We start from the raw sequence: 14,425 nt of genomic DNA on the forward strand, positions 1-14,425 counted from the left end.
CATTCTCTCCGCAAGACTGTAGATCATGGAAACTGTATTTCATCTTTCGCAGGCGCAGTCCGCCTTTCTAACCATGGCCGTCGTGGCGGGCATGTTTATCATGTTCTTACGCGAAGCCTTTCCGACAGAAGTTGTCGCAATGATTGGCGTGTCCATCTTACTCGTGTCAGGTGTCTTGCCTTACGATGACGCAGTCGCCGTGCTTGCCAACCCTGCCCCTTGGACGATTGCCGCGATGTTTATCATCGTCGGCGCGCTGGTGCGAACAGGTGCTCTGAATGCGATGACGCAGGCCGTCGAAAGACAGGCCAAGATCAGCCCCGCACGGGCGATTGGCGGCAGTTTGGTTTTCGTGGCCGTCGCGAGTGCGATTATGAATAACACACCTCTTGTCGTGGTTATGATCCCTGTGTTCGTACAGCTCGCACGGACTTTGGGAACGTCGGCCTCTAAGCTACTGATCCCGCTTAGCTATGCGGCGATTGTTGGTGGCACGATGACCTTGCTGGGTACGTCGACCAACCTATTGGTTGACGGCGTTGCGCGTTCATCTGGGATGGAGCCCTTTGGTATCATCGAGATCTTACCAATCGGCGTAATTGTGGTCGCTTGGACGTTTGCCTATCTCTACTTCGCTGGTCCGCGTCTGCTGCCAGACCGGACAAGCATGGCCACTATGCTGTCTGATCGTTCCAAAATGCGGTTCTTTTCAGAGGCAATCATTCCGCCAGACAGCAACCTGATCGGTCGCGAAGTCACGGGCGTGCAGCTATTCAAACGTGACGGCGTACGGCTGATCGACGTTGTACGTGGCGATGTATCCCTGCGGCGCGAGTTAAAGGATGTCACATTGCAAGTGGGTGACCGGGTCGTGCTGCGTACTGCGATGGCTGAGCTCCTTTCGCTACAAGCAACCAAAGACCTGCGCCGTGTCGACCAGCTTTCGGCGGTTGAGACCACCACGGTCGAGGTTCTGATTACGCCAAACTGTAAGATGGTCGGCCGCCGCCTTGGTGCGCTGCGCCTACGTCGTCGTTACGCTGTCTACACGCTTGCGGTTCACCGTCGTGATACGAACCTTGGCCAACAGATGGACGACATGATCGTGCGTGTTGGCGACACCCTATTGCTTGAAGGTGCGCCCGAAGACATTCAGCGTCTTGCTGAAGACATGAACCTTGGTGATGTGTCGAAACCTTCGCAGCGCGCCTATCGCCGCGCCCATGCACCAATTGCTATCGGTGTACTGCTACTTGTTGTGATCCTTGCTGCCGTTGGGGTCGCGCCGATTCTGCTGCTTGCTATTCTCGGTGTAACCGCAGTGTTGGGTACGGGATGTATTGACGCAGACGAGGCCTTTTCAACCATCGACGGTCGTCTTCTTGCGCTAATTTTTGCAATGCTCGGTGTCGGGTCTGCCCTGCAATCATCCGGCGCAGTTGCGATGATCGCTGATACCCTATCGCCTGTTATGATGGTCTTACCGCCGTTCTTTGTAGTCTTGGCCGTATTCGCGATGGCGTCCACCCTGACTGAACTTGTATCGAACAACGCTGTCGCGGTCGTCATGACCCCCATCGCCATTGGTCTGGCAAGCGCACTTGGGGTTGATGCTCGGCCTTTGGTCGTCGCTGTTATGATTGCAGCCAGCGCGAGTTTCGCGACACCAATCGGATATCAGACCAACACGCTGGTTTACGGTCCGGGTGGTTATAAGTTCGCGGATTTCTTGAAATTCGGCATTCCGCTGAACCTGTCGCTTGCGCCAATTGTTTCCTTCGCGATCCCCTATTTCTGGCCCTTGTAAGCAAGGGTTGCGGGGGCACCGATGGATGCCGTATAGAGACGCAAATTTACATCTATAAAGACGAGGTTTCCGATGGCTGGCCACTCAAAATGGGCGAATATTCAGCACCGCAAGGGGCGTCAGGATAAACTGCGTTCCAAGCTGTTTTCCAAGCTGGCCAAAGAAATCACTGTGGCCGCCAAGATGGGCGACCCGGACCCCGACAAAAACCCACGTCTGCGGATGGCTGTCAAAGAAGCCAAATCCAGCTCTGTACCAAAGGACGTGATCGACCGCGCGATTAAGAAATCTCAAGGCGGCGACGCTGAGAACTATGATGAAATCCGGTATGAAGGCTACGGCCCAGGCGGCGTAGCTGTAATCGTTGAAACGATGACGGATAACCGCAACCGGACTGCATCAACGGTACGTTCAACATTCTCAAAGAATGGCGGCAACCTTGGCGAAACCGGTTCAGTTGGCTTCATGTTCGACCGTATGGGCGAAGTCGTCTACCCAGCGTCTGTCGGCGATGCTGACACAGTGATGATGGCCGCGATCGAGGCTGGTGCAGACGACGTGCAAAGCGACGAAGAAAACCACGTTATTTATTGCGCGGACACTGACCTAAATGACGTGTCGACCGCGTTAGAGGCTGAACTTGGTGAATCCGAATCCACTAAACTGATTTGGAAGCCTAACATGACCACAGAGGTCGATGCCGAAGGTCTGACCAAGTTGATGAAGCTGCTGGACACGCTTGAAGAAGACGATGACGTGCAGCGCGTTACGGCGAATTTTGAAGCCTCTGATGAGGTTATGGCTGCATTCGCAGAAGAGTAACTTCTGTAAAAAGCACCTGTCGATTACGCCCCGTTGGGTACGCAATTTCCAAATTGGAATTGACGCACCTGGCGGGGTTTATTTTTTGGCGGGTGTAATAACACCTTGCTCAGTGACAATCAGGTCAAGCGGCTGATCGGTAGGTTCAAGCGGTAGTGACTTGTCTTCTTGCGCCGCATAAGCAAATCCAATCGCCATTGTTGGCTGTACAGAGCGTAGATGTTCCAGCGTGCGGTCGTAGAAACCGCCACCATAGCCTAACCTGCCCCCCCGTCGGTCGAACGCCACCAAGGGCACGATCACAATCTCGGGTGTCATCCATTCGCCTTTTTCGGGGATCGAAGCACCAAAAGCACCGGCCACCATTGCGCAGTCAGGTTCCCACAGTCGGAACTTCAGCGGTTGTGCCTCTGCGATGATCACAGGCATGCCAACGGGACCATGGGCTGCCGCCTCGGCCAAAGCAGGCAACGGGTTTATCTCTGTTCGGATCGGGCTGTAGCCTGCAATCGGCACACCACGATACCCGGCCAGTACTTCGCTTAAGTACCCGGAGGCAGCCACAGCGCCCTCATGTGCCGCCTTACGACGCACAAAGGCAGCTTTGCGAGCAGCGGATTTGTCGATCATAGCAACCACATGGCAGCAAGCCCGAGGAAGGCAAAGAACCCAACAACATCTGTTACGGTCGTCACAAACGCCCCAGAGGCAAGCGCAGGGTCGATGCCAAAGCGTTCCAGAGTCACAGGAATAACCGTTCCGGCGAGTCCAGCAACGACCATGTTGATCACCATCGCAACTGCAATTACGACGCCAAGCATCGGCGATCCGAACCAGAGCACCCCGACAATCCCCATCACTATGGCAAAGATCAAACCATTGATCAGACCAACCAAGATTTCGCGTCTGATAACCCGCCAAACGTTTGCCGTGGTCAAATCGCGTGTCGCTATGGCGCGCACGGCGACCGTCAACGACTGTGTTCCCGCATTACCGCCCATCGATGCAACGATCGGCATAAGGACAGCGAGAGCCACGAGCCCCGCAATTGTATCTTCAAACAGCGAAATCACGAGCGAAGCAAAGATGGCAGTGACAAGGTTCACAGCAAGCCACGGAAACCGTCGCTTTGTCGTGTCAATTACTCGGTCGGACAAGGACCCTTCGCCAACACCCGCCAAACGTAGGATGTCTTCGTGGGCTTCTTCTTCCAGAAACGCCATGGCGTCATCAATCGTAATCACACCGACAATACGGTCGTCATCGTCAACGACCGGGGCGGTGATCATGTGATAGTGGTTGATCGCTTGCGCGACTTCTTCGACATCTTGGGTGACGTGGAAGGTACGGAATGTGTCTTCGGTTAGGTCCGATAGCGGCGTGTCACGTGGATTGCTTAGGATACGCCCAAGCGTGACATATCCGGTTGCCTTAAGCCGCGGATCGACAAGGATAACGTGATAAAACTGATCGGGAAGCACGACATCAGAACGCAAAAAATCAATCGCATCACCGACGGTCCAATGCTCTGGCGCACGCACCAGTTCGGACTGCATGTGGCGACCAGCTGATTCTTCTGGATAGGACAGCGCCTGTTCAACAACGACCCGGTCACCCGCGTCCAACGCGCCAAGAACGGCTTCTTGCTGGTCATCGTCCAGATATTCGACCAGATCGACGACATCGTCGCTTTCCAATTCGCGAACAGCCTCGGCCAAATCGGCAGGGGCAAGCTGTTCGATGATTTCTTCGCGCAGGCTTTCGTTCAATTCAGACAGGGTGTCCCCGTCCATCCCGCCTTTCCAGACCGAGATAAGATCGCGGCGATCACGGCCATCGATTTGTTCTATCAGATGCGCAATATCGGCGGGGTGAAGCGGATCAAGCAGCGTATCAATCGCGGTAGCGTCTTCGGCTGCAACTGCGTCCAGCACCTCAGCAATAAGCCGATCGGTGATGCCAAATGCTTCGTCTTCGTTGATTTCTAGTTGCTCTGCCATGACCTGCCCTCGCTACCTCCTGCAACATAGCCAATCACGACCTGCTGGCAACGCCATTCAGCGATTTACCCCGCCGTAGCCGCCCCATATGATCAGGCTATGACAAAGCAACTTCTTCTTGGCCAAACGCTTGGCTTTTCAGGCAATCCTTTGATTGGGGATTGGAATGACGCCGTACAGCTCGATAGCGCAGGTGCTGTGCTGATCGAGGGCAAACAAATTAGCGCAGTTGGTTCGGCCGCCGCCCTGCGCGCTGCGCATCCGGACGCAAAAGTTACCGATTACGGCGATGCGCTGATCAGCGCAGGCTTTGTCGATGCCCATATGCATTACCCGCAAACCGGCATCATCGCGAGCTGGGGAAAACAGCTGATCGACTGGCTGAATACCTACACTTTCCCCGAAGAAGCCCGTTTCAGCGACCCCAGGTGTGCAACCGAAGTCGCGGAACGTACGCTCGACCTTGCGCTTGACCACGGCACCACCACGCTCACCAGTTTTTGTACGATCCATCCTCCAAGTGTTGATGCGTTTTTCGGCGCTGCCGCTGATCGCGATATGGCCGTGATTGCGGGTAAAACCTGCATGGACCGCAATGCACCTGACAATCTGCAAGACACCGCGCAATCGGCCTATGATGACAGTAAGGCATTGCTTGAAAAGTGGCATGGCAAAGGGCGGGCCAGCTATGCGATTACACCACGGTTTTCACCGACATCGACGCCAGAACAATTGGCGGCCCTTGGTGCGCTCTGGTCCGAACACCCCGATTGCCTCATGCAGACCCACCTGAGTGAACAACTCCCCGAGATTGCTTGGGTGCGTGACCTGTTCCCCGATTCCCGTGACTATCTGGATACTTACGAGGCATTCGGACTGTTAGGCGCTAAGGGCCTGTATGGCCATGCCATCCACCTAGAACAGCGCGAGATTGACCGACTGAACGAAGTCGGTGCCGCAGTCGTGCACTGCCCGACGTCCAATACGTTCATCGGATCAGGACTATTTGATCTGATGGGGTTGGCAAAGACTGGGCTGTCAATCGGGCTTGCCACTGACACCGGCGGTGGATCGTCGTTTTCGATGCTGCGCACCATGGCTGCTGCTTATGAGATCGGCCAGTTGCGCGGCACGGCATTGCACCCTGCGCAACTGATGTGGCTTGCGACTGAAGGGTCTGCAAAGTCGCTGCACATGTCTGGGCAAATTGGTCATCTGGGCGCGGGTGCGATGGCGGACATTACTGTGCTTGACCTTGGTTCAACGCCCGCGATTTCGCAGCGTTCAGTCCGAGCGGCCGACATTTGGGACGCGCTATTCCCAACGATCATGATGGGCGATGACCGCGCAATCAAAGACGTGTGGATTGCAGGTCAAAGGCGACAGGCTTAATTCACCAGTCGCTGCGCCAAGTCGTTCTGTCTGCGAATGGTCGCGCCCAGGTCGAACGTTGCCAATTGTCCATCCGCAACAATCTGACGCCCCTCGACAAACAAGTCGCGTACTTTCTGAGGTCCGGCCAGCACCATTGCAGCAGGATCCCACGACCCTGCGTTTTCAACGGTCTGCGCATCCCACAGAGCAATATCCGCGCGTTTGCCAACTGCGATCTGACCGCAGTCGTCACGCCCTAAAACCTGTGCACCACCACGTGTCGCGATTTCTAATGCCTCGCGGGCCGACATAGCATCCGCCCCATTTTTGACGCGCTGCAAAAGCATCGTTTGACGTGCTTCGCCAATCAGGTTGCCGATATCGTTGCTTGCCGATCCATCGACGCCTAGCCCGACATTCACACCAGCGTCACGCATTTCGCGTATAGGCGCGATGCCGGAACCAAGCCGGCAGTTGGAACAGGGACAATGTGCAACACCTGTCTGCGACCGCGCGAACAGATCAATTTCTTGACCATCCAGTTTCACGCAATGCGCATGCCAGACATCATCACCTGTCCAACCCAAATCTTCAGCGTATTGACCAGGTCGGCAGCCGAATTTCTTAAGAGAATAGGCAATATCTTCATCATTCTCGGCCAGATGGGTATGCATCATCACGCCCTTATCGCGGGCAAGAATAGCAGCATCGCGCATCAGATCACGCGATACGGAAAACGGACTGCATGGGGCCACGCCGACACGCACCATCGCGCCCGGGTTTGGATCGTGGAACGCATCAATAACGCGAATGCTGTCTTCTAGGATTGCCCGCTCATTTTCGACAAGAGCATCAGGCGGCAAGCCACCGTCGCTTTCGCCAATGCTCATCGCACCGCGCGTGGCATGAAAACGCAAGCCAACCTCTTGGGCGGCGGCAATTGTATCATCCAACCGCGATCCGTTTGGATAAAGGTACAAATGGTCCGACGTCAGCGTACAGCCCGATAGCGCCAATTCAGCCAACCCGACTTGGGCAGAGATGAACATTTCTTCCGGGCCAAAGCGGGCCCAGATGGGATAGAGGCGTTGCAGCCAGCCAAACAGCAGCGCGTCTTGCGCACCCGGCACAGCACGGGTCAGTGTTTGATATAGATGGTGGTGCGTATTCACGAGGCCCGGCGTCACAATGCGACCATTTGCATTAACCGCGGCACCCTGCGTCTCAAGCCCCTGCCCGACGGCCGCGATGACGCCATTACGGATCAGAATATCCGCGCCTTTCAATTCACGGCGCGCGTCGTCCATCGTCAGAACGATATCAGCATTTTTGATGAGCGTCTCAGCCATTCAGGCTCTCTTGCAGGATCGCCATAGCTTCGGCGTGGATATCTGGGTTCGCTGCTGCCAGCGCACGACCACCATGGTGTGCAGGTCCGCCATCCCAATCAGTCACAATACCACCAGCCGCTTGGATGACGGAAATTGGGGCCTGAATATCATAAGCATTCAACCCTGCCTCGATAACAAGGTCGACCTGTCCTGCAGCCAGCAACGCATAGGCATAGCAGTCCATACCGTAGCGGGTCAGTTTCGCCTGACGGGCGACAGCATGAAAGGCGCGTCCTTCGTCGGCGGTGCCCACCTCTGGGAAAGTCGTCAGTACCGTTGCATCAGATAATTTGCTTTGCGCGATACATTGCAACGGATGCGCACCCATCGGTCCGGTTACTTCGGCCCTGCCAAAGCCACCTACAAACCGTTCACCGATGTAAGGTTGATCGATCAGGCCAAACAACGGGCCAGTTTCATCTGCAACTGAAATCAGAACGCCCCATGTGGGGGTGCCGCTAATATAGCCACGCGTGCCGTCGATTGGGTCAAGTACCCAAGTCAATCCAGATGTGCCGGGAGTCTCGCCGAACTCTTCACCCAAGATACCGTCATTGGGCCGTTCAACAGCGAGCAGTTTGCGCATTGCCTGTTCGGCTGCGCGATCCGCAATTGTGACCGGATCAAAGGCCTGATCACCCTTGTCGTCTGCAACCAATGCGAATGTACGAAAATGCAGCAGGGTTTCTGGCCGTGCTGCATCCGCAAGTAGATTTGCCACGCGGATCAACTCCGCCTGAAGGGTCGTATCCAATGGCATATGCTTTTCCCGACTGCGCTACGTTACCTAATGCGGTAACGTGCGGCAGTCGTGATGGTCAAGGCCGCTTAAGCAGCTTCGCTAAGAACGCGTGCCAAATCAAATAGGCGGCGACGCTGGTTCTCTGGGATCGCATAGTATGAACGCAGAAGCTCAAGTGCTTCTTTGTCTGTCAGGATATCGCCAGGCATATTGCTGTTTGCGCTGTCGGTCTGTGCCTGATCATCCAGTCCTTCGAAGAAGAAAGAAACTGGCACGTCCAACACCTTAGCAATATCCCAAAGGCGGGACGCGCTAACGCGGTTCATGCCGGTTTCATACTTCTGAATTTGCTGGAACTTAATTCCAACGTTTTCGGCCAACTGCTGTTGGGTCGTTCCGTTCATCCAACGGCGATGACGAATTCGTTTGCCCACGTGTACATCGACTGGGTGTTTCATTTATCGTATCCTTAGTTCAATTTTCTTGCGGCTATATTATTTCCGCTCCCCGATAGGCGACGCACGTATAGCCTGACTAAAGCCACATACGATGCCGTGCAGATGGAATGCACGTGTCGTGAAGAACACGCAACGGTTGCAGCGCCCTACCTTACCTTAAGGACAGGTTAGCACGCGTTCATTGTCGATCAAACGGTAAAAAAACGAGCAAATTGTAAAGATTGGTGAGTTTTCGCATAAGAAAACACGAAACATTCTACTGCGATTCGGGGTCACATGCGCGCTTTTCAGGTCACTTCTCACACTCAACCGCCATCAATGGCAGACGTTGAGACGCCAAAACCTCAGGCCGGAGAGGTGCTTTTGGACATCGCAGCTTGCGGTTTAAACTTTGCAGATCTGCTGATGTCGAAGGGTACATATCAGGACACCCCCGCCCTTCCTTTTACATTGGGCATGGAAGTATGCGGTACAGTTGTCGCGCAAGGGCCGGGCGTTTCAGAACCTGCTGTTGGCACGCGCGTCGCCGTTTTCGGAGGCAAAGGCGGGCTTGCCGAACAGGGTGTTTTCCCCGCCGATCGCTGCACAACCGTGCCCGATGGAATGCCAGCCGAAGCAGCCGCCGGGTTCATGGTGGCATATGGAACATCACATCTTGCGTTAAAGCGCCGGGCAAATTTGCAGCCGGGTGAAACGCTTTTGGTGCTTGGCGCCGCAGGCGGCGTGGGCCTGACCGCTGTCGAAGTCGGCAAAGCAATGGGCGCCCGCGTTATTGCTGTTGCGCGCGGGGCTGAAAAGCTCGCTGTCGCAAAAGAGGCCGGTGCCGACCATCTGATCGATTGCGATACTGATGATGTTAAGGCCGTTGTGAAATCGCTGGGCGGCGCTGATGTCGTTTATGATCCGGTCGGAGGCGAGTTGTTCAAAGCCGCCCTTGGCGCATGTAATCGCGAGGCCCGCATCCTTGCGATTGGATTTGCGAGCGGTGACGTCCCGCCAGTTCCTGCCAACATACTGCTTGTCAAAAACGTTAGTGTGATCGGGTTCTATTGGGGCGGCTATCTGACGTTTAATCCAAAGGCACTGACTGACAGTTTGGCAGAGCTTATGGAATGGTACACCACGGGCCGCCTGCAGCCCCATATCAGCCACGTCATGCCCTTGGACAAAGCACCAGAGGCATTGGACCTGCTGCGCACCCGCAAATCGACCGGAAAGGTCGTCGTCACGCCATAACGGGCGCTTTGAGCGTATAAAAACCATCACGGACAAACTTTGCCAAATCTCGAACGACTGGCCCCTGATCAAGGTTCGCTTGATAAAGGTTCACGTTCATTTCGCGCAAACTGGGTAGCTGACCACCGTGTTCGATCCGTTCGAGATGACGGGGCTCTGTGCCCTCTAGCATCGTATGTACAGCAAGGTCTGCGCTGACCGTTGCCTCGATGGTGCGGCTAAAGTTGCTTTCCACCGCCATCTCCCATGGGATGCCGACCTCATCCAGGCGACGTTGCACGAACTGACGGAAGATACAGCTTTCCTCATAGGCCAGTCGAAGGGGTCGTTTTTTCCAAGCCTGCCCCTTTGGCGCACCAACCCAAATCAGCGGAATTTTAGTGAGCGTTTCACCGCCCTCTCCCACCGAATCTTCGGTTGTTAGGATAATATCAATCGCACCGCGCCGAAAATCTTCGACCAATCCACGCGTGAACGAAGAAACGAGATGCACACGAACACGCGGATATGCGGCCGCAAACCGTTGAAGAACTACAGGAATCACTGGGTAAACAATGTCGTGCGGAACACCCAGCGTAACTTCGCCTTCATAATCAGGCGCTGTCAGTTTGCCGTAGGCTTCGTCATTTAACTCTAACATTCGGCGTGCATAGCTAAGCAGCAATTCCCCCTGAGAGGTCAGACTGATGCTGCGCGAGGACCGGTCAAACAATCCAACGCCCAACGATTCTTCGAGCCGCTTAAGCTGCATCGAAACGGCGGATTGGGTTAAATTCAACAATCCTGCTGCCCGCGTGACTCCACCCGTGTCAGCAACAGCAACAAATGATCGCAGTGCAGTTGTGTCTAGATTTCGCGCCATATCAATATTCCTGATATATCATAACTCAAACATTCATTTTGATTATGGATGATCGAAGACTATTCATCAAGCATTGAAATGCAAAACAGTGGACTCATCACGAAAGGACAGGTCATGAACAGTTCAATTCAACATACTATACTTCGCAGACCGCGTCGTCGGATCAGCATCTTTTCACGTCTATTAGGGCTTGCTGGGGTGGCCCGGCAGCGTCGTCGGCTCAAAGCCCTAGACGACCACATGCTGCGCGATATTGGTGTCAGCAGAAGCCAAGCAGAAAGGGAAGCACACAAAGCACCGTGGGATGTTCCCGACCACTGGACCCAATAAACCACAAATTTGTGCGAAAACGGTGTCGTTGATGCGCTAGGACCTTGAAAAATTGGCAGTAGCTGCCAATATCGACAGCAAGGGTTCCAACTGTCGGAACCACGATATTATTTGGAGGTCACAATGGCACAATACGATTGGGCAGACACAGGCGCCGGCGCACGCACGAGTGCGATCGACGAGGGTCTGCGCGCCCATATGAACAAAGTCTACGCAACCATGTCTATCGGCATGGTCATCACAGCTCTGGCTGCTTGGGCTATTGCTGGGCTGGCCGTGACGTCAGACCCGACAGGTGCTCAGGTTGCACTGCGTGAAGGTCAATACCTGACCGAGCTGGGTCGGCTGATTTACACAACTCCGCTACGCTATGTCATCATGTTTGCACCGCTGGCATTCGTCTTTGGCCTTAGCGCGATGATCAACCGTATGTCTGCTGCAACAGCGCAGCTTGTGTTCTACACGTTCGCAGCTGTGATGGGCCTTTCGCTCAGCTCGATCTTCCTTGTCTACACAGGCGCATCAATCGTTCAGATCTTCTTGATCACAGCGATTGCTTTCGCGAGCCTTTCTTTGTGGGGCTACACCACTAAGAAAGACCTGTCCGGCTGGGGCACATTCCTGATCATGGGCGTCGTTGGTCTGATCGTTGCGTCTATCGTCAACATCTTCCTGCAGTCACCTGCGATCATGTTCGCGATCTCTGGCATTGGTGTGCTGATCTTTGCTGGTCTAACAGCTTATGACACGCAGAAGATTAAAACTGACTACATCGCGCACGCGGCTCACGGCGACAGCGAATGGTTGGCGAAATCTGCAATCATGGGTGCGCTGAACCTGTACCTTGATTTCATCAACATGTTCATCTTCTTGCTGCAGTTGTTCGGCAACCGCGAGTAAGCCAGATAGCATAGCAAACACAAAAGGCCGGCGGAAACGCTGGCCTTTTTTCGTTTATTCGCAAAGGTCTTACGATGCCCATCATCCGCGCCAACGAAGCAAAGCTAGATGAACCCGAAAAGGCACACCCGGTCTTGGGTACCTATAGTGCCCGACTAATTAGCGACAGCGGTGGCCTAACGCAGTTTGGCGCGTTCACAGAGACCCTGCCGCCCGGATCAAAATCGTCCCTCCGACACTGGCACCAGAATGAGGATGAGATGATCTATATGCTTTCGGGCACGGTCACCGTCCATGAAGGCGATAGCACTCCCCCCCTTAACCCCGGCGACGCGGCAACCTTCAAAGCAGGTGAGCAGCAGGGCCATTTCTTGGAAAACACCAGCGACGCAGATGCGACCTACCTCGTCATCGGAACGCGATCTGATAGCGATGTCGTCACCTACCCTGATCACGACCGGATACTGCGTTTTGATCGAAAGAAGGGTGAGCGGAGCCATACGACGATTGACGGCAGGCCAGCCGAATCCCCTTACGAGTGAACACATTCCTGTTCATGCTGGCCTCCAAGCCAGCCGCCAAAACTGCCGTAAACTCGACTGTTGAACCGAATCCTGCGGGATGAGAGGCTAAGCTTTTAACGTTCATAGGGATACGATGGTCGGTTACTTCACACTCATTTTGGTTTGCCAGCTGATAGGAGAACTCATCGTTGGCATGTTTGGGATTGCCATACCCGGTCCGGTGGTTGGCATGCTAATTCTCTTCAGTCTGCTTTTAATGCGGGGAAAAATACCAAAGGGATTAAGCAAAACAGCAGATGGCCTACTCCAAGCTATGTCGCTGCTTTTCGTGCCTGCTGGCGCTGGGGTCATGATGCATTTTAAACTGCTAGGAGAGGCCTTGCTGCCCCTAAGCGCCGCGCTGATAGTCAGCACATCCATGACGATCATTGTTACGGCGCTTATGATGCGCTGGCTAAACCGGGCTGGTACTGATGAATAGCATTCAGGAGACTTGGGTCTATCTTAACGCCTCACCACTTTTTCACCTGACACTCACAATGGTCGCGTTTCAGGCGGCAACTTGGCTATTCGAAAAGGGCGGACGTAATCCGCTGCTGAACCCGGTACTGGGATCCGTAATTGTGATCGTGTCAGTACTATTCGTCACCAAAACCGACTATGCGACCTACTTTGAAGGCGCACAATTCGTTCACTTTCTACTGGGTCCCGCGACTGTATCGCTCGCTATACCGCTCTATCGGCAATGGGATCGTGTACGCGGATCGGCATTCGCGATTGGCGCGAGCCTTTTAACCGGCTCACTCGTCGCGATTCTTACTGCTGTCGGTACGGCATGGGTGTTTGGGGGCTCGGAGACATTGCTTGCTTCGATCGCCCCAAAATCCGCGACCGCCCCGGTCGCCATGGCGATTTCAGAAGATTTGGGTGGCCTGCCGTCGCTTACCGCTGTGCTTGTGATTGTCTCGGGGATCTTTGGCGCGATGTTTGGACCGCTTCTTTTGAACTTGATAGGGGTAAAGGACTGGGGCGCCCGTGGGCTAGCTGTTGGCACCGCCAGCCATGGGATCGGTACAGCGCGGGCATTGCAGGTTAACGAAACAGCTGGGGCATTCTCTGGCCTTGCAATGGGGCTGAATGCCATAGCCACCGCTTTGCTTGTTCCAATCCTGTGGGGGTTATTCTTCTAGGCCCACCATGCAGAACAGCGTCTCTGCATAACCGACGTTGAAACACCCGATAAAACGAAAAAAGCCACGCTATTGCGTGGCCTTTATTCGATCCAAAGGGACGATCAATTACTTGATCTTGCCTTCTTTGTATTCGACGTGCTTACGCACAACTGGGTCGTACTTTTTGATGACCATTTTTTCGGTCATTGTACGTGCGTTCTTTTTCGTGACGTAGAAGTGCCCGGTCCCCGCAGTGGAGTTCAGGCGGATCTTGATGGTGGTAGGCTTCGCCATATCTCATCTCTCCTGGTTGCGGGCCATCATCGGCACTACGCATAAATTCATTGAAGCTGCCTTTTACGCCAGCCGTGCCCCGAGTCAACCGCAAAGACGCGGAAAGAGGGGATGAATATGCGCGGACGGCCTATAAGCCGGATCTTGTCCTTTGGGTTACCCCAAATGGATGACCATTCATCTACACCGCCTGTTACCAGACGATCTCTAGCTGCCAACCCGGACTACTCGGGCTCAAGCCTCCCTGCCTTACGGCGCGTAGTCCCTATTTGGCATTGCTCCCGGTGGGGCTTGCCGTGCCGCTTACGTTGCCGCTCGCGCGGTGGGCTCTTACCCCACCGTTTCACCTTAACCTTGGCTTTGACGAATGCGCACCATAGATGCGACCAAGGCAGTCTGTTCTCTGTGGCGCTTTCCCTAGGGTTACCCCCGCCGGGCGTTACCCGGCACCGTGCTTTTTGGAGTCCGGACTTTCCTCGGACGTTACCGCCCGCGGCCATCCAGCCATCCGCG

At 54.6% G+C, this 14,425-nt stretch carries 16 protein-coding genes and 1 other RNA gene; 9 read left to right on the plus strand and 8 right to left on the minus strand.

The window, feature by feature from the left end:
- Positions 1-25 precede the first annotated feature (25 nt).
- Entirely contained in the window at positions 26-1,807 is a 1,782-nt protein-coding gene (locus ACHUEV_RS06130; protein ID WP_394178175.1) for an SLC13 family permease, read from the plus strand.
- Between the two features lie 72 nt (positions 1,808-1,879).
- Positions 1,880-2,629, plus strand: coding sequence for a YebC/PmpR family DNA-binding transcriptional regulator (locus tag ACHUEV_RS06135; protein ID WP_106355118.1), 750 nt, complete (start codon positions 1,880-1,882; stop codon positions 2,627-2,629).
- 78 nt (positions 2,630-2,707) lie between these two features.
- Here ACHUEV_RS06135 and ACHUEV_RS06140 read toward each other — a convergent pair whose 3' ends face one another.
- Positions 2,708-3,259: a 5-formyltetrahydrofolate cyclo-ligase gene (locus ACHUEV_RS06140; protein ID WP_394178176.1), complete on the minus strand. Its 552-nt coding sequence runs from the start codon at positions 3,257-3,259 to the stop codon at positions 2,708-2,710.
- Positions 3,256-4,629 carry a magnesium transporter gene (gene mgtE / locus ACHUEV_RS06145; protein WP_394178177.1) on the minus strand — a complete coding sequence of 458 codons (1,374 nt, stop codon included), beginning with the start codon at positions 4,627-4,629 and terminating at the stop codon, positions 3,256-3,258. The genes ACHUEV_RS06140 and mgtE overlap by 4 nt, the downstream gene beginning before the upstream one ends.
- A 99-nt stretch (positions 4,630-4,728) precedes the next feature.
- On the opposite strand from mgtE, the gene guaD reads away from it, so the two are divergent.
- Entirely contained in the window at positions 4,729-6,021 is a 1,293-nt protein-coding gene (guaD, locus tag ACHUEV_RS06150; protein ID WP_394178178.1) for a guanine deaminase, read from the plus strand.
- Here the strand turns inward: guaD and ACHUEV_RS06155 are convergent.
- From ACHUEV_RS06155 to ACHUEV_RS06165, 3 genes are all read right to left on the minus strand, one after another.
- Positions 6,018-7,352 (minus strand): 8-oxoguanine deaminase, encoded by a 1,335-nt coding sequence (locus ACHUEV_RS06155; RefSeq protein WP_394178179.1) that lies wholly within the window; start codon positions 7,350-7,352, stop codon positions 6,018-6,020. The two genes, guaD and ACHUEV_RS06155, sit on opposite strands and share 4 nt — an antisense overlap.
- Positions 7,345-8,154, minus strand: coding sequence for a histidinol-phosphatase (gene hisN, locus ACHUEV_RS06160; protein ID WP_394178180.1), 810 nt, complete (start codon positions 8,152-8,154; stop codon positions 7,345-7,347). The genes ACHUEV_RS06155 and hisN overlap by 8 nt, the downstream gene beginning before the upstream one ends.
- A gap of 68 nt (positions 8,155-8,222) precedes the next feature.
- Positions 8,223-8,594 carry a helix-turn-helix domain-containing protein gene (locus tag ACHUEV_RS06165; RefSeq protein WP_394178181.1) on the minus strand — a complete coding sequence of 124 codons (372 nt, stop codon included), beginning with the start codon at positions 8,592-8,594 and terminating at the stop codon, positions 8,223-8,225.
- A gap of 276 nt (positions 8,595-8,870) precedes the next feature.
- On the opposite strand from ACHUEV_RS06165, the gene ACHUEV_RS06170 reads away from it, so the two are divergent.
- Complete coding sequence (locus tag ACHUEV_RS06170; protein ID WP_394178182.1) at positions 8,871-9,830, plus strand: NADPH:quinone oxidoreductase family protein; 960 nt, start codon at positions 8,871-8,873, stop codon at positions 9,828-9,830.
- Here the strand turns inward: ACHUEV_RS06170 and ACHUEV_RS06175 are convergent.
- A complete protein-coding gene (locus ACHUEV_RS06175) occupies positions 9,820-10,692 on the minus strand; it encodes a LysR family transcriptional regulator (protein WP_394178183.1) in 873 nt (290 codons plus the stop codon). The two genes, ACHUEV_RS06170 and ACHUEV_RS06175, sit on opposite strands and share 11 nt — an antisense overlap.
- A gap of 114 nt (positions 10,693-10,806) precedes the next feature.
- Here ACHUEV_RS06175 and ACHUEV_RS06180 point away from each other — a divergent pair, with 114 nt between their 5' ends.
- From ACHUEV_RS06180 to ACHUEV_RS06200, 5 genes are all read left to right on the plus strand, one after another.
- The gene (locus ACHUEV_RS06180) at positions 10,807-11,022 is read left to right on the plus strand and encodes a DUF1127 domain-containing protein (protein ID WP_394178184.1); all 216 of its coding nucleotides are present in this window, start codon (positions 10,807-10,809) and stop codon (positions 11,020-11,022) included.
- A gap of 123 nt (positions 11,023-11,145) precedes the next feature.
- The gene (locus tag ACHUEV_RS06185) at positions 11,146-11,922 is read left to right on the plus strand and encodes a Bax inhibitor-1/YccA family protein (RefSeq protein WP_394178185.1); all 777 of its coding nucleotides are present in this window, start codon (positions 11,146-11,148) and stop codon (positions 11,920-11,922) included.
- Between the two features lie 74 nt (positions 11,923-11,996).
- Positions 11,997-12,464 carry a cupin domain-containing protein gene (locus ACHUEV_RS06190; RefSeq protein WP_394178186.1) on the plus strand — a complete coding sequence of 156 codons (468 nt, stop codon included), beginning with the start codon at positions 11,997-11,999 and terminating at the stop codon, positions 12,462-12,464.
- Between the two features lie 115 nt (positions 12,465-12,579).
- Positions 12,580-12,927 (plus strand): CidA/LrgA family protein, encoded by a 348-nt coding sequence (locus ACHUEV_RS06195; protein WP_394178187.1) that lies wholly within the window; start codon positions 12,580-12,582, stop codon positions 12,925-12,927.
- Positions 12,920-13,636 carry an LrgB family protein gene (locus ACHUEV_RS06200; protein WP_394178188.1) on the plus strand — a complete coding sequence of 239 codons (717 nt, stop codon included), beginning with the start codon at positions 12,920-12,922 and terminating at the stop codon, positions 13,634-13,636. Before ACHUEV_RS06195 ends, ACHUEV_RS06200 begins: the two co-directional genes overlap by 8 nt.
- 108 nt (positions 13,637-13,744) lie before the next feature.
- On the opposite strand, the gene rpmG is transcribed toward ACHUEV_RS06200, so the two are convergent.
- Both rpmG and rnpB read right to left on the minus strand, forming a co-directional pair.
- Positions 13,745-13,912: a 50S ribosomal protein L33 gene (gene rpmG / locus ACHUEV_RS06205; RefSeq protein WP_008233681.1), complete on the minus strand. Its 168-nt coding sequence runs from the start codon at positions 13,910-13,912 to the stop codon at positions 13,745-13,747.
- A 117-nt stretch (positions 13,913-14,029) separates the two neighbouring features.
- An RNA gene (rnpB, locus tag ACHUEV_RS06210) (RNase P RNA component class A) lies at positions 14,030-14,424 on the minus strand.
- Position 14,425: the final 1 nt, after the last annotated feature.

This window comes from Yoonia maritima (genome assembly GCF_043641945.1).
Taxonomy (GTDB): Bacteria; Pseudomonadota; Alphaproteobacteria; order Rhodobacterales; family Rhodobacteraceae; genus Yoonia; species Yoonia maritima_B.